This is a genomic window from Cognatiluteimonas sedimenti (assembly GCF_022808325.1).
GTDB classification, from domain to species: Bacteria; Pseudomonadota; Gammaproteobacteria; order Xanthomonadales; family Xanthomonadaceae; genus Cognatiluteimonas; species Cognatiluteimonas sedimenti.
This window is the reverse complement of record NZ_JALGCL010000001.1, coordinates 677,968-698,193: the sequence shown is the minus strand read 5'-3', so window position 1 is coordinate 698,193 and position 20,226 is coordinate 677,968. Positions and strand designations below refer to the sequence as shown.

Sequence of the window (20,226 nt, the reverse complement as noted above, 5' to 3'; positions counted from 1 at the left end):
GGCGACTCCGGAAATGGATTGCGGCCGATTCTAGCCAGCCGTGGCACGCATGCGACTACGCCTGACGCGAGGGATCGCTCAGTTCCAGCTCCCGCAACACCACGCTGGCCTGGGTGCGGTTCCGCACCCCCAGCCGCTCGAAGATCGCCGTCAGGTGCGCCTTGACCGTCCGCTCCTGCACGCCGAGCCGGTCGGCAATCTGCTTGTTGAGCAACCCTTCGGCCACCAGCGCCAGTACCCGGAACTGCTGCGGCGACAGGCTGGCCAGGCGCGCCGCGAGCTCGGCATCTCCGGGCAGCGACTTTGCGCCACCCACGGCATTTCGCAGCGACGGCGGCAGCCATTGCTGCAATCCCAACACGGCGCGGATCGCCTCGCGTAGGTCTTCCAGCCCGGTGCTCTTGGGCAGGTAGCCGGCGGCACCATGATCCAGCGCTCGCCGGATCACGCGCGGATCGTCGTTCGCCGACACCACCACTACCGCAACGCCCGGATGCTGCGCGCGGATCGCGGCCAGTCCGGCCAGCCCGTGGTTGCCCGGCATGTGCAGGTCCAGCAGCACCAGGTCGATGCCGGGTTCGGCGTCGAGCGCGGCGAGCACACTGTCGAGCGAGTCGGCTTCCTGCACCTGCAGGTCGGCGACGGCATCGGCGGCGGCGCCGCGCAAGGCGGCGCGGAACAGCGGGTGGTCGTCGGCGATCAGCAGGCTGGGCATGGGTTCGGTGAATGACGGGAAATACTGTTCTCCGGAATTGTGATGCCTTCCGGTACGCGGTGCCCGACCAACCAAGCGTGTATCGGGGAGCGACTTGGGCGGGCACCGCGTACCGGAAGGCCCCACCCGAAGCCGCATCGAGTCATTACTGCACAGTCCAGCCGCCGTCGATCTCGAGGGTGTGGCCGGTGATGTTGCGCGCGGCGTGCGACATCAGGAAGGCGGTGGTGCCGGCCAGTTCGTCGTATTCGATGAACACGCCCTTGGGCATGGGCTTGAGCATCACGTCGCTGACCACCTGCGATTCGGGGATGCCGCGGGTGCGGGCCTGGTCGGCGATCTGCCTGTCGACCAGCGGTGTTTTGACATAGGTCGGGCAGAGGGTGTTGATGGTGATGTCGGTGTCGGCGGTTTCCAGCGCGACTACCTTGGAGAATCCGACTAGGCCGTGCTTGGCGGCGACGTAGGCGCTCTTGTAGGGGCTGGCGACCAGCGAATGGATCGAGCCGACGTTGACGATGCGGCCGAAGCCGCGCGCGCGCATGCCCGGCAGCAGCGCGCGCGTCAACCGGGCGACGCCGACCAGCATCACCTGTACCAGGAAATCCCACTTGGCGATCGGAAACTCCTCCAGCGGCGCGACATGCTGTAGCCCGGCGTTGTTGACCAGCACGTCGACCGGGCGCGAGACCGCCGCCAGGGCGGCGGCGACGCTGTCGTCGGAGGTGACGTCGAGCACCAGCGCTTCGGCCGAGCCGCCGGCGTCGCGGATTCCGGCGGCGACTGCGTTGGCGGATTCATGGTTCACGTCGGTGACCACCAGGTGGTGGCCGGCCGCGGCCAGTTCGGTGGCGATGCCGGCGCCGATGCCGCTGCCGGCGCCGGTGATCAGGATGCAGCGGGTGGCCATGGGCGCCTCGCGGAAGGGGGATTCGCTAGCCTAGCAGGGGCCCGCGGGCGTCGAGTTCGGACCAAAGTACGATGGCCGTGGCGCGCGCGCTTGCTAGGGTGTGGGCATGAACGCCATCCATCCTGCGGTGCTTGCCGCCCTTGCCCTGTCGCTGACGGCCTGCGCCACCCGCCCCGGAACTGCCATGTCGCCTGTTGCCAGCCAACCGAGCCTGGGTATCAGCGGCCAGGTCGTGACCGCGCATCGCGACGGCGACGACCTGCTGACCGCGGGCCTGGGCCTGGCGGGCCTGCAGGCGGTGGTGCCGCCGGCGTTCGCCGATGCGGCGCGTCCGACCGCGGCCGAAGCGCGCCGGCGCGCGATCTGGAGCAACTGGCGCGGCATCGCCGACCTGTCGCCGGGCGGCGGCTACGGCACGGTGTACGGCCATGCGGGCGCGGTGCCGGGGCGCGAGTTCTCGGCGCTGGCGACGGTGCCGGGCGCAAAGCATCCGCACCGGGTGCTGGTACAGGTGCCCGATGCGTTCGACGCGGCGAAGCGCTGCGTGGTGGTCGCACCGGCTTCCGGCTCGCGCGGCGTGTACGGCGCGATCTCGGTCGCCGGTGCCTGGGGCCTGCCGCAGGGCTGCGCCGTGGCCTACACCGACAAGGGCGCGGGCAGCGACTTCTTCGACCTCGATGCCGGCATCGGCGTGCGCGTGGATGGCACCAGCGGCGCCGTGGCCGACGGTGGCCTCGCGTTCGCGCCGGACGTGCCGGCGGGCGCGAAGGGCGTCGCCTTCCGCCACGCGCATTCGCAGGACAACCCGGAGGCCGACTGGGGCCGGCACGTGCGGCAGGCCGCGCAGTACGCGCTGCAGGTGCTGGGCGAGGCGCTGCCCGGCGCCGCGCCGTTCACCTTCGACAACACCCGGGTGATCGCGGTCGGCATTTCCAACGGTGGCGGCGCGGTGCTGCGCGCTGCAGAGCTCGAAGGCGGCTGGCTGGATGCGGTGGTCGCCGGTGAACCCAATGTCTACCCGGAAGCGCCGGGCAGCCGCGCGCTGTACGACTACGCCACCGAGGCCGCGCTGCTGCAGCCGTGCGCGCTGCTGCACCTGGATCCGGCATCGATGGCGCAGCCGCCGATGCGCGCCACGGTGGAGCCGTGGTGGACGCTGCGTTGCGCGACGCTGAAGTCGCTGGGGCTGGTGTCCGGCGACACCGTGGCCGAGCAGGCCAAGTCGGCCTACGACGCGATGCGCGCGAGCGGCTGGACCGATGAAGCGATGCGCTCGGGCGCGGCTTCCAGCGGTTTCGACCTGTGGCGCTCGGTGGCGGCGACCTATGCCTCGGCCTACGGCCGCTACGGCGCCGGCGAGCATCCCTGCGGCTACGCGTTCTCCGCGCAGAACGCGGACCTGAGCCTGCGTGCTGCGACCGACGCCGAACGCGCCGCGTGGTGGTCCGACAGCGCCGGCATCCCGCCGGGCAATGGCGTGAACCTGGTCGACGGCAGGATGGTGCCACCGGACTTCACCATTGCCGGGCTGCAGTGCCTGCGCGCGCTCTGGGACGGGCAGGGCGCCGACGCCGAGCGCGTGCGTGCCGGCATCGCCCAAACCCGTGCCGCGCTGCCGCGCGCCGGCTTGCCGGTGATCGTGGTCCACGGCCTCGACGACGGCCTGGTGCCGCCGGCCTTCAGCAGCGCGCCGTACGTGGCCGCCGCCCGGGCCGCGGGCCGCGAGGTGCGTTACTGGCAGGTGGGCAACGCGGAGCACTTCGACGCCTTCCTCGGTTTCCCGGATTACGCGGCGCGCTACGTGCCGATGCTGCCGTACGTGTATGCCGCGCTGGATCGCGTCGATGCCTTCCTCGATGGGAAGGGCGCGTTACCCGCGGATGCGGTGATCGCGAACAAACCGCGTGGTAGCGCCGCGCTGACGGCGGACGACCTCGCGATTCCGTAGGCACTGGCAGTGCGTTCTCCTCGCCCGCGCAGCGCAGTGGCTCGCGCGGCAAACCAAGGCGAGGGTGGGGAGCAAGGACGAAACGGCAGGAACCCCCGTCAGGCCCCGAAGTTGCCGGCTTCACGCCGGCTTTGGCACGCTGTCGCCGACGCCATGCGGGGGAACATGATGAACAAGCGCCATTTCTCGATGCTGCGCGAGTTCCATCTCGCCGACTGGTTCACCCTGGGCAACGCCTTCTGCGGCACCGGCGCGATCTTCGCTTCGATGCGCTTCCTGCAGGAAGGCGTGGTCGCCGACCTGCTGTGGGGGATGGCGCTGATCCCGCTGGCGTTCGTGTTCGACGCGCTCGACGGCCGCATCGCGCGCTGGCGCAAGGTCGCCTCCACGCTGGGGCGCGAGCTCGACTCGCTGGCCGACGTGATCTCCTTCGGCGTGGCCCCGGCCGCGCTCGGCTATGCCTGCGGCCTGCAGGGCGGCTGGGACTGGGCGGTGCTGTCGTACTTCGTCGGTTGCGGCGTCAGCCGCCTGGCGCGCTACAACGTCACCGCCGAATCGCTGTCCGGCGACGAAGGCAAGGTGAGGTTCTTCGAGGGCACGCCAATCCCGACCAGCGTGGTGATCGTCGGCCTGCTGGCGCTCGCGGCGTTCAGCGGCCGGCTCGGCGCGGACCTGTGGTTCGGCCAGTACCGGCTGGGGCCGTGGTTGCTGCATCCACTGGTGCTGGTCTATGCGCTCTCGGGCTCGCTGATGATCAGCAAGACCCTGCGCATTCCGAAACCGTAGCGCGGCCTTCGGGCCGCGAGCGCGCCCGATGCGGGAGCCCGGACCGGGCAGCCCCGATGTGGCAGTGCAACATCCGCGGCGCTAGCATGGGCGCAACACGGGAGGATGCATGGCCAACACGCAGGGAACCGGCGACTTAGAAGCGCTGGCACGCCAGTACTGGAATGCCTGGGGTGACGCGATGCGGCGCGGCGGCGTCGGCGCGCACACTGACGCCACCGGCATCCCCGGCTGGCAGGACGCGATCGACTGGTGGAGCCAGCTGGCGCATGGCGGCCGCAGCGAAGCCAATGCCGCGGTCGAGCGCTTCAATGCGCAGGCGCGCGACTGGTACGGGCAGATGCAGCAGCTTGCCGCGCAGTTCGCCGGCCGCGACGCCGGCGCCGCCGACATCGCCGCCGAATGGAGGCGTGCGCTCGGCGCGGTCGGCGAGAACCCCTTCCCGGAAATGTTCCGCGCCTTGCGCGGGCGCGGCGCCGAAGGCCTGGATCGCTGGATCGAGGACGCCACGCCGTGGCTGGAGGCGATGCGCCGCGAAGGCGCGTCCTGGCTCGGCATGCCGGCCTTCGGCATCGGTCGCGAGCACCAGGAGCGGCTGCAGCAGCTGGCGCAGGCGCAGCTGGATTACCAGCAGCGCAACGCCGCCTACAACGCGCTGATGTTCAAGGCCCTGCAACGCGCCTACGAAGTGTTCGAAGGCAAGCTCGCCGAGCGCGAGGAGCCGGGCCGGCAACTGGCCTCGGCGCGCGCCCTGTTCGACCTGTGGATCGACGCCGCCGAGGAGGCGTACGCCGACATCGCGCTGTCGCCGGAATTCCGCGAGGTGTACGGCGCGCTGGTCAACGCGCAGATGCGCGTGCGCCAGGGCGTGCAGCAGCAGGTCGAACAGGCCTGCGCGCAGCTGGGCATGCCCACGCGCGGCGAGGTCGATGCCGCGCACCGCAAGATCGCCGAACTGGAGCGCGCACTGCGGCGGATGCGCGATGCCGCGCCCGCGGCGCCGCGCGCCGAACCCGCGCCGCGCACGCAGGAAGCCAAACCAGCAGCGAGGCCGGCAGCGAAGGCTGCAGCCAAACCCGCAGCCAAACCCGCAGCGCAAGGAGCCGCGAAGCCGGCGGCCAAGCCCGCGCCCGGCCGCGCCGCGGCGCCTTCCGGCAAACCGAGCGCGAAGAGGAAGCCGCGATGACCGGCCCGCTCGATTTCACCCCGCAGGCGCTCGCCCGGGAAGCGATGGAACTGCAGGCCAAGCTCGGTGCCGGCCTCGGCACGTTGCGCGAGGTCGACGACGTCGATTACGGCGCGACCGCAAAGGAAGAGGTCTGGCGCGACGGCAAGGTGGTGCTGTACCGCTATCGCGGCGACAGCAAACCGACGGCCAGGGTGCCGCTGCTGATCAGCTACGCGCTGGTCAACCGCCCGTACATGGTCGACCTGCAGGCCGACCGTTCCATCGTCAAGGGCCTGCTGGCGCGCGGCGAGGACGTGTACATCATCGACTGGGGCTACCCGGACCGCTCCGACCGCTTCCTCACCCTGGAGGATTACATCGAGCGCTTCCTCGGCGGCGCGGTCGACCACCTGCGCAAGGCCTCCGGGCTCGATGCGATCAACCTGCTGGGCATCTGCCAGGGTGGCGCGTTCTCGCTGTGCTACGCGGCGCTGCATCCCGACAAGGTCAGGAACCTGGTCACCATGGTGACGCCGGTGGATTTCCAGACGCCGGACAACATGCTGTCGAACTGGGTGCAGGCGATGGACGTCGACCTGTTCGTCGATACGCTGGGCAACGTGCCGGCGGACCTGATGAATCATTGCTACCTGATGCTCAAGCCGTTCCGGCTGAACCTGCAGAAGTACGTCGGCCTGGTCGACATCCTCGACGACAAGCGCGCGGTCGAGGACTTCCTGCGCATGGAAAAGTGGATCTTCGATTCGCCCGACCAGGCGGGCGAGGCGTTCCGCCAGTTCATCAAGCAGTTCTACCAGGGCAACGGCTTCGTCAACGGCGGCATCACCATCGGCGAGCGCGAGGTGCACCTGGGCCTGGTCGAGATGCCGGTGCTCAACATCTACGCCGAGCAGGACCACCTGGTACCGCCGGATGCGTCGCGCGCGCTCAAGGACCTGGTGGGCAGCGACGACTACACCGAGCTGTCGTTCCGCGGCGGGCACATCGGCATCTACGTCTCAGGCCGCGCGCAGGTGCAGGTGCCGCAGACGATCCACGACTGGCTGGAGCGGCGCGCATGAGCAGGGGCCTCTCGCGCTCCCGCAACGACCGCGTGCTGGCTGGCGTCATGGGCGGCATCGCACGGCGCTTCGGCTGGAATTCCACCCTGCTGCGCGTGGTGTACGTCGTCCTGTCGATCGCCTCGGCCGCATTCCCCGGGATCCTCGTGTACCTGATCCTGTGGCTGCTGATGCCGGAGGAAGGCCCCTGAACCCGTCGCTGCGGCTGGCACTGCGCGCGCTGGGAATGCTGTGGACGGCGCCGAACACCGCGCTCGGCATGGTTGCGGGCAGCATCGGCGTCGCCTTCGGCGCTCACGCGCACCTGCGGCCGCAGGATCTCGCGCTCGTGTTCCATCGCATGCCCTGGGGCCCGGGCGGCGCGCTGACCCTGGGCAACATCATCCTGCACACCGGCGACACGCTGGATTCGCCGTGCGTGACCTATGCGCACCGCGCCGGCCACGGCGACGAACCCGCGATCGTGCTCGCCGACCACGAGCGCGCGCACGTGTTGCAGTACATGGCGCTGGGCCCGTTGTTCCTGCCGCTGTACCTGCTCTGCGGCGGCGTCAGCGTGCGCAACCGCTTCGAGCGTGCCGCCGATCGTTATGCGCAGTGCGGGCACGGCTGGTGGCCGTGGTAATGCACTGCAACAATGCGCACGCGGCAGGACAGGCGTGCGTGCCGACGAACGGTCGGGCCGCTTGACGTTTTTATAACAGCCACTGCGATAGCGTGCAGGCGTCGGAGAAAAAGAGGCCGGCGAAGGCGGGACAAAGGCGCAAGCCGGCGGAACGCAAGCGCAGGTTTCAACAGCTCTGACATCGAAGGCTCAGCCGACCGGGGTCACACCCGGGAGACTGGGCCTTCACCTTTTGCGGCGTCGCAACAGCACGCCGCGCCTGCGACACAGGCATTTGCACGAACGCGCTGATGAAATCCGTGCGTGCATCCGCGCAAGCCGTTGAATAAGCGTCGCGCTGCTCGAGCAGGTGGCGCAATGCAGCGCGGTCGCGTCGGTCAGCGTTGTGCCAGCCGCACTGCGCAGGCCAGGTCCAGGCCGAGCATGGCGACGTTGTCGTTGCCGCGCACATGCCCGCCGCCGGCGGCGCGGACCAGTTCGGCGACCACGTCGCGCCCCGCGTCGCGGCTCTGTGCGGTCACGAAGTACTCGCCGGCATCGGCCGCCGTCCGTGGCGCCAGCTGCAGCGTGTCGCTGGCGCGCAAGGTGTCGACCAGGTAACAGGATTCGACCAGCGAGGCCCGGTATTCGTCATCGCGGCGGCTGGGCGCCTTGCCCGGTGGCAGCAGGGCCGCGTAGGCGTGGCTGGCCTCGTGCAGCGCCACCGCCAGGGCCTTGCCGACCGCGGTCGATGGCGCCACGGCGCCGCTTGCCGGCAATGCCATCACCAGGTCGACGACCAGGGCATCGGCGCCGGGATGACTGCGGCGGGTGCGCAGGTGGTAGCTGTCCTCCACGAGCGTCAGCACGATGCGCGCTGGCGGCTGCCCGCGAGGTCGCAGCTTCTGCAGCCATTCCACTGCCTTGTCCAGTTCCGGGCCGAAGGCGGCGTCGGGCGCCTGCAGCACGCGCGCGCTGGGTGCGTCGGCCAGCAACTGCACGCTGGCGTCGCCGAGTGCGCGCCTGGCCACGACGCGCGTCGCCGGCGGCTGCGCGCGGGCGGGCTTGCCGGCATTGATCTCGCTGAGGCTTTCAATGTTGCGCTGGGCGCCGCTGCCCAGAACGCGCACGCCCCAGGCGTCGCCCGTGGCCGTGGCGGCCGCGTCGGCGCGGCAGGCCAGCGTGGCGCAGGCTGCGAGCAGGAAGGTGCAGGCCAGGGCAGGGAGTCGAGGCAAGGCCGGATCCGGGGGGCGGGGCGCAGGGATGATCGCCGCGGATGGCTAAAGCGCGCTTGAATGGGCGGCGCCGTCGTGGCCACGGGCGCTCCCGGGCATGAAAAAGCCCGCGATCGCTCGCGGGCTTCTTTCCGACCTGGTACCGGAGGAGGGACTCGAACCCTCACGCTTTTAAGGGCGGCGGATTTTGAGTGGGCGAATTGGGGTCCGGTAACCCATTGAAAGGCAAGCGGTTTCGCGGCATGATGTTGACGTAAGTCTTTGATTCTACGTGCATTTTTGGTGCACCGTGGATACGCTGCGGGTGCGGGGAGGGAGCCTTCCCGTAGCAGTCCCGCACTTACAAACGACTTACAAAACATCGACCACAGGGGTGTCCCATGCCGCGCGCCAAGCTCACCGAGAGCTACATCAAGTCCATGCCCGTACCCAGCGGATCCCTCTACGAGCTGCATTGGGACACCGAGGTCAAAGGGCTCACCGCCCGGATCACCAAAGGCGGATCCCGCCACTTCGTCCTGGCCTACACGTTCGACGGGAAGAACAAGCGGTTCACCATCGGACGCTGGATGCCGCCTCCGTCGAACCGACTAGGCGGACCCGCTACCCGTGAGTTCGTCGGCACGCTGGACTGGGCGCGGCAAGAAGCCAAGCAGCTGATCGGACGCATCGCTGCCGGCCACGATCCGTCCCAACAGAAAAAGGACTCGCGCGCTGCCCGGGAGGCGGCAAAGCAGCAGGCAGCGAAGGAGGTCACTGTGGCCACATTGGCCGATCGCTACCTCAAGGAATGGGCAAAGCCAAACAAGCGCAGCTGGAAAGAGGACGAGCGCAGAATCGAGCTTGTCATCAAGCCTACGTGGGGCAACCGTAAGGCCAAGGAAATCACCCGTGCCGATGTGCACCAGCTCATCAAACCTGTGGCAATCGGCGATCCGCAGAACGGCATTGCACCGCGACTGGCAGAAGCAGGGCATCGGCTCGCGTTGGTCCGCAAGATGTACTCGTATGCACTGGACGAGGAAATCGTCGAGGTCCACCCGTGCCTGCGGATGAAGATTCCCGGCGGCAAACCGAAGCCCCGGACACGCGCGCTGACTACGCCCAAAGAGTTGCGCGTGCTGTGGCGTATTACTGACCCCGAGAGCATTTGGAGCCGTGCACCTGTTAAGCGCCGTACTGCTGCGAGCCTGCGCGACAAGCGGTTTGCCCATGGGGAAGGGGATGCCCTGCGCTTGCTGCTGCTTACAGGGGCACGGGCGAGCGAGGTTTGCGACCTTCCGTGGGCAGAGCTGGACTTAGATGCAGCGACCTGGCTGCTGCCGGCAGCGCGCTCCAAGAACAAGCGACCCAATCTAATCCCGCTCATCCCAGTGGCGGTGGACCTGCTGCGTCGCCGGCGCGAGACCGTGGAAGGCGACCATGTGTTCCCGGCTGCACGCAGCCCGCACTTGGTAGATGAAAACCTTAGCCGCCCGCTGCGAGAGATATGCAAGGAACTGCAGCGCGCGGGATTTGGGGGTGTCCTGTTAGGCGTCGACCCGTTCACCCCGCACGATCTTCGTCGCACCGTAGAAACCGGTATGGCAGCCGCTAAGGTGCCCAAGGAGTACCGTGATCGCGTCTTGAACCATATTGATGCCAGTGTAGGCGGCCAGCACTACAACATGTACGACTATCTGGACGAGAAGCGGGAAGCGCTGGAGAAGTGGTGGCGCCGGCTGGAAGGCATGCTACAGGGTGAGAAATCCAACGTTGTGCCGCTACGGAGGGCTGGATGATGGGCACGGACAGCGAAGACGACCGCGACTGGGCGGCATGCGGTGCAGCGCGCGAGGTCAAGCCCGAGCGCGAGCTATTGCAACAAGCGCGCGACGGCGATAGCCGCGCGGCCATCGAGCTATTGATGTGGCCACGCCTGTACCGCAGGGAGATGATCGACCCCGAGGTTATGGACGCCATCATTGATGGAGCATTGGATGTTGCGCACCATGTGGCCAATACGGTGAAGGTTAAAGGCGACAAGAAATCTGGGGCAGTAGTACCCGTCAAACCTCTAATGTTCTTCAATGGCGCCAACCACAGGGCCATGGCGAAGCATGGCCGCAAGGATAAAGTCGAGGTCGAGAGAATCATCGGAGCAATCGTTGCGAATGGCGATCTCCCATTCGACAAAGATCGACTGACCGATGCCGATCTAAAAGTCGCGTTAACCACAGACTTTCAACGACCCGGTTTGCCGATCAAGACTCGCCCTGAACTCTACCGCGACGTACAGGCGCGACTTGTGCAGTTCGTCCGATGGAAATACAGTCGCGACGTGTCATCCGAGAGCGAAGTCTTCGGGCGAAACATCTTGGAGATTGACGAGGAGCTGTGCGAAGGCCTCATCTCCGTATCGTTCAGGCAATACCAGTGGCATCGCGATCGCGACAAGAAGTTTACGTATCCTCCGGAGTGGGATTAACCCCTTTCCCCCAGGGAATAGCTACGAGCAAACGGATAGCTAATAGGTGCCCCATCCAAGAAGGGCGCCACTGTGGAAAACGAAACCCCAAACCTCGTCCGGGATTACCTCAGCAAAGACGCTGCCGCCGCCGCACTGGGCATCCATCCGTTCACGCTCAAGCGCTGGCGGATGCGTGGCTACGGCCCGCAATGCGTCAAGGTGGGCGGCAGGCTGCGTTATCGCCAGAGCGACATACAAGCATGGCTGGAGTCGCTGGGTAGGGAGCAGCAAGGGGCCAGCCAATGAGGGCCCCAAAAGAAACGCCCCCGGCGGCAACCGAGGGCGCTGAGGAAACCCAACCTTTGTCCGTTGAGCTTAGCGCCGCTCCCGGCGACGCGCACGAGGCAATCCGGTCCAGCTTTAGTATTCCGCAGCCGCCTGGACTGCTGGGCGAACTCGCAAGCTATTTTTACGCCAGTGCGCGCTATCCGATGCTCGAGGGTGCGATGCTTGGCGCGCTGGGGCTCATGGCGGGTGTCGCGGGCCGCGCCTTCAATTTCGAAGGTACGGGGCTCAATCTTTACCTCTTGCTGCTCGCGGAAAGCGGGCGTGGCAAGGAGGACATGGCTCGCGGCATAGAACGAGTACTTGACGCTGTGCGCGAGCGCAGCTCGTTCGCGGACGACTTCGTGGGACCACGCAAGTTCGCATCAGGACAAGCGTTGAACCGAGCGCTGACATCCAACCCTTGCTTTCTGTCGATCCAGAGCGAGTTTGGCCTGCGCCTAAAGGAGTTGAACGATCCGCGCGCACCGGCCTCTACAAGCGAGTTGCGACTCTCGCTGCTAGATCTATATGCAAAATCAGGCAAGGGAAACACCTTCCGCGCGACCGCCTACGCAGATCGGGAGAAAGACACCCAAATCGTCAAAGCGCCGGCAATAAGCATTCTCGGCGAATCGACCCCCGGTCACGTATTTGACAACCTCTCGTTCCGCGACATTGAGGACGGCTTGCTGCCGCGCACGCTAGTCATCGAGGTTACGGGTGACCGGCCACCAACAAACCCGACGGCCTATTTTCCGCCGCCAGCGCAGCTGGTCAATCGATTCGCTGACCTTGTGGCCACAGTCATGCAGCTAGGCGGACTCGATCCGATGCCCATGGAGCCCCGCCAGATTGTGACCAGCGAGGACGGCGCAAAGGCGCTCGAAGCCATTCAAGCTAAGTTCGACGCCGACTTCAATGACAAGTCACGCGATGTATTTGATCGCGCCCTTTGGAATCGAGCAGGACTCAACATCAGGCGCATCGCCGCGCTTGTCGCAGTCGGTTGCATGCCCGGGCAGCACTCCATCCCCGTCATTGAACGCGAACACGTCGATTGGGCATATAAGTTTGTGGAGCATTGCGTGGGCACCCTCGCAAACCAGTTCCGCGAAGGAATGGTGGGGGCCGGTGAATCGCGACAGGAGGCGGAACTCAAAAAGTACGTACTCGAGTACTTCCGGATGAAGCCGCTACAGCGCCAAACCAAGTACGGAGTCCCTCAGAAGATTCTCTATGAAGGCGTCGTCCCCCTGTCATACCTCCGCCGGCGCGCAAAGCAGTGCATCGCCTTCAATCAAGACCGCCGCGGCGTTGGCATGGCTTTGAATTCGATACTACTGGCGATGTGCCAGACCGGTGCACTGTTCAAGTTGGACTCGCATGCGGCGCTGCAGCGCTTCGGCCTCCGCAGCGAAATGTATGTCCTGGGCGACCCAGAGGCATATGGGCTCCCTGCGGCTAAACCCGCCCCGCGGCCTACGCTGGCACCTAGGCCTGTGTCTAACTCAGCACCGATCAAGTTCTGGTCTGACTAGTCCCCGCAATGGACACAGATGCGCTTTCACCCCGGTAAGAGCAGTACCAGCGGCTGTCCTGCTGCTAGGGCTTCCTCCCCGCGAGTTTCCGCGTTGTCCGTCCCCGGGGTCGCTACCGTGGCAGCGGGTCGGGGTTGATCGCGCTCCTACGCGCTCCTGCTGTGATTCCGCATTGATAGATGAAGTGGATGGGATTCGCAAAACCGACAGGGAATGCAGGGAATGGCTCCATTCCCGCTTTTATTCCCGCTTTTGGCAGCTATTTTTAAGCGGTTTCCTGCATATCAAGGAATGAAGGGAATGAAGAATGCAAATGCAGGGAAAGGGCTGCCTGTCGTAACCGTGTCGTAACCTTTAATTACCAAAGTCCAATCCATTCCATTTATTCCATGATTAAGCAGATATCGCTTGTTTTTAGCTTCCAAAACTGGGAATGAAATAGGGAATGAAAGCGGGAATAGGGAATGGAGGCCGTTGCTGCGTCTGCAGCAAACTTACAGCCCCTAAGCGCAGCTCATCTGCTATCAGCCGTGAACTGCAGGAATGCGCTTGCTTCCGTGCGTGTGGCAGTTCCGCGCGCGATTTTGTACATGGCTTGGCCGGAAAGCTGGGTGTGGCGCCTTCCCCGGGGGAATAGCAGCGCGGGACGGAGGCAAAACTGCACCCATTCGTAACCGGATTGCACGATGTCTCGACCAATCAACCGGCTGCTGTCGTCCATCGATGAGCTGCACGTTGCAGCCAGCAATGCAGCGCTGGATTTCCGGTTCCAGCGATCCAAGACTAACCCGGCAACGGACCGGAATACCGACCGGCTGCTCGCATGCGTGGCCGAAGTCGGTGACTGCGTTCAAGCCGTGCGCATGTATTTGGTCACACACCCTAGTGACAGAGACGCAGACACCTTCGCTCGTGCAATGCGAAGGCTGGAAGGGCTGTACCGCATGCACGAACAAACCTTCATCGATCCCACTGACCACTAGGGAAACGCCGCTATGACCACTACCAGCACACCCACCGATTACAGCTCAAAGCAAGCCATCCAACAGGCCGAAGAACGGCGCGCAGAACGTGTGCGTATGAACAATGCCGCCCAACATGCGCTGGAAGCCCAACAGAAAGCCGCACAGGAACCGCGCAAGCGCGCCAAGGCCCGAGCCGAAGAAGCAGCCATTGTGGCTATCGAAACCCTCGGCGTGCATGACCCGCTGCCGGATGCGCCCGAGTTCAACGGTCTGCGCACCGCCCGCGAGAACATCCACAAGTCGGTGGTCAGCACGTTCGAAGCGATGGCCCGCACGTTTGATAACGAGCTTCTCAGCGGGCCACAGGGAATCGCCCAAGTGGCGAGGATCGGCAATGAAACGTTGGCCCAGCACACCGACACGATCAACGGCCTGCGCAACAGTCTGCATCGGACCCGCGGGGACGTGGAGGAACGTCTGCGGGCTGCCATGACTCCACCGCCGCATCTCGCGGGTATGGTCGAGCAGGCACGCGACGTGTTGCGCGCGATGAAAACCGAAGATCGTGAAGCGCTCATTGCCCGTGCGCGTGGAGATGAAGCACTCATTATCGACTACGCGATCGGCGGCGCACCGGCGTTCCTGACCGGCTCCCAGGTGGGACAGCAGATGCAGAAGCGCACGACACTACTTGGCCTGCGTGATCCCAAGTTGTTGCAACTGGAGCCCGGCCTGACCAAGGCCTTCGCGGTAGTGGACAAGTTGGAGGCCGGAATCCCGAAGCTCATGAACTCGGTCGTGGACTTCGACGCCGCGCAAGCATTGTCGGACCTACGGAAGGCTTGAGGCATCGCATCTGTGTCCAGCAAGTCGCCACCGCCATCCCCCAAGCAGCCTCCGCGTGCACCGTGGCGGGTGGATGAGGCACCCGGGCCCATTGCGGCCCCGGCTGCGCTCGTGCCCGCTGTTGTAAGCTCATCCGCGCCCCCGCCGCCCCAAGCACTCGCACCGCCGGCAGACAGCGTCCCTAGCGATGCCCCTGAGCGGGTACGGGTGGCGGCCAGCAAGGGTGGTTCCCTGAAAGCCATGCACACGCTATTCGCGGTGTCTGCCGATGACTTCAAGCGGTGGCTGGATGCAAATGCATCACTCCGCAAAGCCTTTGATGAAGGCAAGGAGCTTGAGCGCGAACTATTGCATCGCACTCTGTACGAGGCGGCGATCTACAAGCGCGACCTGGGGGCGGCGCAGTTTCTCTTAAGAAGTCGCCATGGGTACAGAGAACAGGAACCCGAAGACAACCGCAACAGGGTCAGCATCACCTTCCATATCCCTGCGGCAGCGCCGGACCTCAAAACCTACGTGGAGCGCAACGGCAGGCTAGAAGTGGTGCCGTTGCCACGTATGCCTCGGGTGATTGAACATGAGTGACGGCATCGAACTCAATGCGTTCCAAGAGCGCGCGCTGCTGGTGCCGGAGTCCATCGATCTCGCCCTGACGGGCGGTCGCGGTGGCGGCAAGTCTTACCTAATGGCGCTGCTCGCGTTGCGGCATATCGAGCAGTACGGCAAGCGCGCTCGCGTGCTGTACATCCGGCGCACCTACAAGGGCCTAGAAGATTTCGTGCTGACCACGCAGGACCTGTTCGCCAAGGTCTACGGGCCAGCAGCCCGCTACAACGGCGCCGAGCATGTGTGGAAACTACCGAGCGGTGGGATCCTTGAACTCGGGCAGCTTGAGTCGCAAGCCGATTACGCCAAGTACCAAGGGCGCAGCTTCACGCTGCTGATGGCCGACGAATGTGGCCAATATCAAGACGCCTCGCTGCTCGACATGCTGCGCTCCAACTTGCGTGGCCCCAAAGACTTGCCGATCCGGACCGTCTACGCGGCGAACCCGGGCGGCGTTGGTCACATGTGGATCGCCCGACGCTTCGTCTTCACGAAAGCTGCGCCATGGACGCCATTCACCGACGAGAAGTCGAAGCGACTATGCGTCAACGCGCCCAGCACGTTCGCGGCGAATCAGTTTCTCGACGTTGAGATGTACCGAGAACAGCTCGGCGCGGCTTGCGCGGATGATCCTGAGCTACTGCGGGCTTGGGTGGATGGCGATTGGAGCGTTGCGCGCGGAGCGTACTTCGCCGACTGTTTGGATGAAGACCGGGTGGCGACCAACCTGTGGCCAGAGATTCCGCGCGGCTGGTGGACCTGGCTGGCCCATGACTTCGGGTCGGCGGCCCCCTCGGTGACCTACGTGCTGGCCGAGAGTCCCGGAGGGGAAGGTCCGGACAGCAAGTTCTATCCACGCGGATCAATTGTGGCCGTAGACGAACTGGCCACGAACCGGAGCGACGACCGGCTCAACGAAGGAATCGGTTGGACCGTGCCAGTGCTGTCCGACGCCATCAAGGAAATGTGCGAGCGCTGGAAGATCGACCCCGAGGGTGTCGCCGATGACGCCTGCTTCGCTCGGAGCGGGCATTCGGTCGGCTCCATCGCTGACGAGTTCCAGCGGGCCGGGGTGCACTTTGTACCCGCGCAGAAGGGCGACCGGGTACAGGGCTGGCAGCGGATGCGCCGGATGCTAGCGGACGCTGGGAAGCTGGACCGCCCCGGCCTGTACGTCTCGCGAACCTGCCGCTACTTCTGGCTGACCGCGCCCTATGCCGGTCGGGACCTCAAGAGGCCCGAGGACGTGGACAGCTCAGGGGCCGACCACGCCCTAGATGCTATGCGCTACGGCACCCAGCGGGTGGCCTGGGCGACCGTTGCGGATGTCAGGATCGAGCGGCCGACGTAGGTCAGAGGCACCGTCGAAGCGTGAGGCTAGTGGCTCTACTAGTCCTTGACTGCAAATGCAGTGAATCCCACGATGCAAAGATTGCAGTTGGGGAAGGTATATGACTACCGACAATTACGACTGGCATCTCGCCGAACTCTCAAAAGTTTGCATCGAATGGTTGCCAGAGAACAGGTTCAATCTCGGCGTAGAGCGGTTGCTGCATGTTGCTCCAAATCAAATGGAGCTCATCAATGCTCTGGCAGCTATTGAGGCAGTCGTCCGTTCATGGCTAGTGCACCACACGGCTCCCGAAGAACGTCGAAGTACGTTTGAAGGACTCCGCAATGCTCGCGTCGATTCCATGATTGAGGCGATGCTGTCTATCAGAGGCGAAGCACCGGAGGAAGCATTCGGTTCTGAGAAGTGGGCCGTCTTCAGGTACGCACTAGAATATCGCGACATGATGGTCCATGAGGCCATGTATGTAGGCCTTGATCGAACCCAGGCTCTGACGAGCGCCACCGCACACGTTACGTTCGTCTTATTGGATAAGTTTCATATTCCTCTACCTCCAGCTGCTCGCAGCCGCCCTCCCGCGGATTCCGAGGTGGCGACTGAGGCTGGCTCAACTCCCGCTACCCTTGCAGCACCATCCCCTGAATCATTGATGGAGAAGATATTTGATTGGGGCGAGAGAATGACCAACTTGCTGATATCTGCTGGATACGTTGGGCTGCTGGCCGTCTGGTCTTTCATGCGAGACACCATGTGCCAAACGACGGAGTTTGCGGTTGCTATCACAATCGTCGTGTCGCTCTCGATCTACGTGTTCTGGCATGCGTTCAATATGCGCCGGATGAACACAGCGGCGTTTCAGTTCAGCGAAGCAGCGAAAATCCCAAGCAACTTTGAAGCGGCATTCAAAGAGTTCTCGACGAAGATAGGCAACCCGCACGACCCATACACCAGGATTTGGGTGAAGGTCCTATTCCCGATAAGTCTCTATTCTGCTCTCTTAGGCGCCGCCATCATGACGTCGGCGTTTGTTCACGGATTACTCGTTGGGCAAGGCTTGATGCTCGCGACTTGTCCGCGATAGGTGATCTTTGTCCTCGATATCTGCCGGCAGCCCTGCATCCCTGCAGGGCCCGCGCGATTGGATGACCTCAGAGGTGCGCGCGTTGCCGACGGGTATAGATTGCTGGCGCAATCACGGGGCTGGAATCGGGCGTTCGCCAACCGAGGCGTAGGAAAATTCTGAAATCGATTGGCGCGTTCAGATCAGCCGGTTGTCCGTAAGCGAGAACTGCCGATAGGTAATAGGAAGCTCGAACTTATCGCGGAGGTGAGCCAAATACTTGTCTGCGGCTTTCGTGATCGGCAAATGAGAAACAATCACCAACTCGTCAGCTCGCTCTTCGGCTGGCCAATAAGCGTACTCAAGTAGTTGCGGAATAGCTTGACGGATGCAGCTTCGGACGGAGCTACTGGTCTTGATCTCGTAGAACGTAAGTTTTCCAGGTTGCTTAGTCGCGAGGTCAATTGCTGTCCCACTCCCTGTGTCTAACTCTGTCCCTACGTTTGGAGCTCCAATCTTCGCTTTCAGGTACTCGTAAAGACGGTTCTGTATGTCGTTGTGAAGCTGGTTCGCTTTTGTCTTTGCAGATGCCTTCTTGGAGACTGGATCTACAGAACGCTGTTCGTGACCGGGCTTGAATGCGAATGTTCCCGTAACTCCTTCGTCTGGAGAATCGAAAAACTCTTCGTCTTTAGAAATGAGCTGAGTGCCGGCATCAAGAGGCTCCGCTCCGACGGTGATCCAATCTCGAAATTCCTTGTCGGTGACCCCAAAAACATTCTGAAAGCTGAGCGCGATTGCCTCATCTGCAACTGTTCCTGCCTGATTCCAGTTGGCCGCTATTAGCTTGTACTTAAGAAGCTCGCCTACAAGCGGTCCGAGGCCGGGCATGCTGAACATAGATCGCAAGTTAAAAGTGACGCCCTTAAGATCTCGCTTCGTCGCATAGCCCAGTTGGTCCACTATCTGTACGAAGTTCGTATAGGCTTTTCCTGTGAGCTGGACATTGCGTTCGATTCTCCCCGAGTACCTTGAGCGGGAGCTGGCATTCGACATCGCCAAAATTAGTTCATGGTGGCTAAAGATGATGCCAACTAGTACGAGCGCATCGACTGCGTTTCCGCCAAGCTTTCTGACCTTAGCCCAGACCTTCGGAACTTGAGTGCCGTTTTGCACCGATAGATTTTTGTGGGCCTGAACGGTCTCTGCATGGACTTCGCTCAATTTAGAGAGAACGCTACTCGCCTTGTACTTCTTCAGAAGCGGCGCAATCTTATGCGCGTTATGCTTGGTGAGCGACACCTTCAATCTTGACAGGTCAGTCATCCTGACGATCTCCAGCCCCTATGGGGCTGTGATCGTATCAATCAGGCATCGTCGCGTGAAGTAGGGGCTTTAATGCCTCGCTATTTCACCAGCATCAGGCATTCCTCGACCTCTCGGTGTCGGTCGAATTGGCGCCCCAAGGTCATGTGCTTGTAGTCGGTAAACACCAGCTCGATGGATTTGCCTGCAAATTCTCGTGATGCGATCTCGCCAAGATCGTCAATGGAAATCATGCCTGTATTGCTATAGCTCAGAACGAGGTTTGAACCGCTTTCGCTCACACCACGGAACAGGTCTTCAAATGCACCCGCCACCAAAGAACGAATGCAGAATGGCGACTGATGTCGATTCTCTCGATACCGTCCTTTGACCACTACGCCGTTCTTCTCTTGAATTTCAGGGTAGTCATAAAGAACAAGCGTTTCGAGCGCATGATAGAAGCGGCTGTAGTGCACGAATGCGTATGGCGGGTCTGCATAGACTGTCCCACCCGAGAACTCCTTAAGACATTCTCGATAGTCTAAGGAGGTGACTTTGTGCTGAAAGTCAGAGGGCTGCGTCGCCAAAGTGGCTAGTGCGCCGGAATACTTCTTGACGAACAACTGCGCTACTGACTTCTTTCGATAGATTGATATGTCTTTCATCGAAGATGCAGTATTTGCATCTCGATATTGAGCGTAGTGCCCTGTTCCCTGGCTGGAATAAGCCATCGCGAACATCAGCGAAGAGAGGATTACGTCATAAGTGGGGTCGGCCTTGTACTGATCCGCAACCTCCCTAATGGCATCAATCCATAACGCCTGCTCTGCAGACCACCAAGTGCCTGAGTAATACTTAAGAAAAAGATGCCATGGTCGCCGGAAGTTTCGCTCAATAAGCGATTGTTGTTCCCGCTCAATAGCATTGAAGCGCTTGATAGAAACGGGGTGTGCATAGTCGTGTAGGCATCTAATCGCCTTCCGGTTCCTGCTTACGATGGCTTTGGCTTGCTCGATAATCGCTGCCGCTTCGGGGGTGGAGTTCTTCCTCCACGCGGTCAAGTAGGCGCCAGCCAGCACTGCCGAATAGGCCTGAATGTCGTTGGAGTGGATGGCGACTTGGTCGCCGACTGCACCAGCAAGAGAAGCACTCCCGCCGAAAAGGTCGCAAATCCCGCCATCCTCATAGACATCGTTGATGCCAGACAGCACGAAGTCCATGATCTTCGACTTCGAGCCCATGTACTTGATGTACTGCGGATAGGGTCGTTGCGTTATTTTTGTTTTAGCCAACACCACTCGCTCCACGTTCTTGAACAACCGAGCTCTTGG

The 20,226-nt window shown here is 63.2% G+C and carries 20 protein-coding genes; 15 read left to right on the top strand and 5 right to left on the bottom strand.

Annotation, left to right across the window (positions count from 1 at the left end; all coding sequences use genetic code 11):
• Positions 1-55 precede the first annotated feature (55 nt).
• Positions 56-715 (bottom strand): response regulator transcription factor, encoded by a 660-nt coding sequence (locus MQC88_RS03285; RefSeq protein WP_243319197.1) that lies wholly within the window; start codon positions 713-715, stop codon positions 56-58.
• Positions 716-860: 145 nt separating this feature from the next.
• Positions 861-1,625 carry a 3-hydroxybutyrate dehydrogenase gene (locus tag MQC88_RS03280; protein WP_243319196.1) on the bottom strand — a complete coding sequence of 255 codons (765 nt, stop codon included), beginning with the start codon at positions 1,623-1,625 and terminating at the stop codon, positions 861-863.
• Positions 1,626-1,731: 106 nt separating this feature from the next.
• Between MQC88_RS03280 and MQC88_RS03275 the strand changes: the two genes are divergently transcribed.
• From MQC88_RS03275 to MQC88_RS03250, 6 genes are all read left to right on the top strand, one after another.
• Positions 1,732-3,573 carry a D-(-)-3-hydroxybutyrate oligomer hydrolase gene (locus MQC88_RS03275; protein ID WP_243319195.1) on the top strand — a complete coding sequence of 614 codons (1,842 nt, stop codon included), beginning with the start codon at positions 1,732-1,734 and terminating at the stop codon, positions 3,571-3,573.
• 165 nt (positions 3,574-3,738) lie between these two features.
• Entirely contained in the window at positions 3,739-4,359 is a 621-nt protein-coding gene (locus MQC88_RS03270) for a CDP-alcohol phosphatidyltransferase family protein (protein WP_243320246.1), read from the top strand.
• A 109-nt stretch (positions 4,360-4,468) separates the two neighbouring features.
• Positions 4,469-5,545: a class III poly(R)-hydroxyalkanoic acid synthase subunit PhaE gene (gene phaE / locus MQC88_RS03265; RefSeq protein ID WP_243319194.1), complete on the top strand. Its 1,077-nt coding sequence runs from the start codon at positions 4,469-4,471 to the stop codon at positions 5,543-5,545.
• A complete protein-coding gene (locus MQC88_RS03260) occupies positions 5,542-6,609 on the top strand; it encodes a class III poly(R)-hydroxyalkanoic acid synthase subunit PhaC (RefSeq protein WP_243319193.1) in 1,068 nt (355 codons plus the stop codon). The genes phaE and MQC88_RS03260 overlap by 4 nt, the downstream gene beginning before the upstream one ends.
• On the top strand, positions 6,606-6,800 hold the full coding sequence (locus tag MQC88_RS03255) for a PspC domain-containing protein (RefSeq protein ID WP_243319192.1): 195 nt from the start codon (positions 6,606-6,608) through the stop codon (positions 6,798-6,800). The genes MQC88_RS03260 and MQC88_RS03255 overlap by 4 nt, the downstream gene beginning before the upstream one ends.
• A gap of 35 nt (positions 6,801-6,835) precedes the next feature.
• Positions 6,836-7,234, top strand: coding sequence for a hypothetical protein (locus MQC88_RS03250; protein WP_243319191.1), 399 nt, complete (start codon positions 6,836-6,838; stop codon positions 7,232-7,234).
• Positions 7,235-7,611: 377 nt separating this feature from the next.
• Here the strand turns inward: MQC88_RS03250 and MQC88_RS03245 are convergent, their stop codons facing one another.
• Entirely contained in the window at positions 7,612-8,448 is an 837-nt protein-coding gene (locus MQC88_RS03245) for a hypothetical protein (RefSeq protein ID WP_243319190.1), read from the bottom strand.
• Positions 8,449-8,828: 380 nt separating this feature from the next.
• Here MQC88_RS03245 and MQC88_RS03240 point away from each other — a divergent pair, with 380 nt between their 5' ends.
• From MQC88_RS03240 to MQC88_RS03200, 9 genes are all read left to right on the top strand, one after another.
• Positions 8,829-10,229, top strand: coding sequence for a tyrosine-type recombinase/integrase (locus tag MQC88_RS03240; protein ID WP_243319189.1), 1,401 nt, complete (start codon positions 8,829-8,831; stop codon positions 10,227-10,229).
• On the top strand, positions 10,229-10,915 hold the full coding sequence (locus tag MQC88_RS03235; RefSeq protein WP_243319188.1) for a hypothetical protein: 687 nt from the start codon (positions 10,229-10,231) through the stop codon (positions 10,913-10,915). Before MQC88_RS03240 ends, MQC88_RS03235 begins: the two co-directional genes overlap by 1 nt.
• Before the next feature lie 72 nt (positions 10,916-10,987).
• Positions 10,988-11,203, top strand: a complete 216-nt coding sequence (locus MQC88_RS03230) for a helix-turn-helix transcriptional regulator (RefSeq protein WP_243319187.1) — start codon at positions 10,988-10,990, stop codon at positions 11,201-11,203.
• Positions 11,200-12,762: a YfjI family protein gene (locus tag MQC88_RS03225; protein ID WP_243319186.1), complete on the top strand. Its 1,563-nt coding sequence runs from the start codon at positions 11,200-11,202 to the stop codon at positions 12,760-12,762. Before MQC88_RS03230 ends, MQC88_RS03225 begins: the two co-directional genes overlap by 4 nt.
• A 686-nt stretch (positions 12,763-13,448) precedes the next feature.
• Positions 13,449-13,745, top strand: coding sequence for a hypothetical protein (locus MQC88_RS03220; RefSeq protein WP_243319185.1), 297 nt, complete (start codon positions 13,449-13,451; stop codon positions 13,743-13,745).
• 12 nt (positions 13,746-13,757) lie between these two features.
• Positions 13,758-14,573 (top strand): hypothetical protein, encoded by an 816-nt coding sequence (locus tag MQC88_RS03215; RefSeq protein WP_243319184.1) that lies wholly within the window; start codon positions 13,758-13,760, stop codon positions 14,571-14,573.
• A 240-nt stretch (positions 14,574-14,813) separates the two neighbouring features.
• Entirely contained in the window at positions 14,814-15,158 is a 345-nt protein-coding gene (locus tag MQC88_RS03210; RefSeq protein WP_243319183.1) for a hypothetical protein, read from the top strand.
• Positions 15,151-16,530, top strand: a complete 1,380-nt coding sequence (locus MQC88_RS03205) for a phage terminase large subunit (protein ID WP_243319182.1) — start codon at positions 15,151-15,153, stop codon at positions 16,528-16,530. The genes MQC88_RS03210 and MQC88_RS03205 overlap by 8 nt, the downstream gene beginning before the upstream one ends.
• Before the next feature lie 100 nt (positions 16,531-16,630).
• A complete protein-coding gene (locus MQC88_RS03200) occupies positions 16,631-17,611 on the top strand; it encodes a hypothetical protein (protein WP_243319181.1) in 981 nt (326 codons plus the stop codon).
• A gap of 177 nt (positions 17,612-17,788) precedes the next feature.
• Here the strand turns inward: MQC88_RS03200 and MQC88_RS03195 are convergent, their stop codons facing one another.
• Positions 17,789-18,916, bottom strand: coding sequence for a hypothetical protein (locus MQC88_RS03195; protein WP_243319180.1), 1,128 nt, complete (start codon positions 18,914-18,916; stop codon positions 17,789-17,791).
• Between the two features lie 80 nt (positions 18,917-18,996).
• Positions 18,997-20,214 (bottom strand): DNA adenine methylase, encoded by a 1,218-nt coding sequence (locus tag MQC88_RS03190; RefSeq protein WP_243319179.1) that lies wholly within the window; start codon positions 20,212-20,214, stop codon positions 18,997-18,999.
• Between the last annotated feature and the right edge of the window lie 12 nt (positions 20,215-20,226).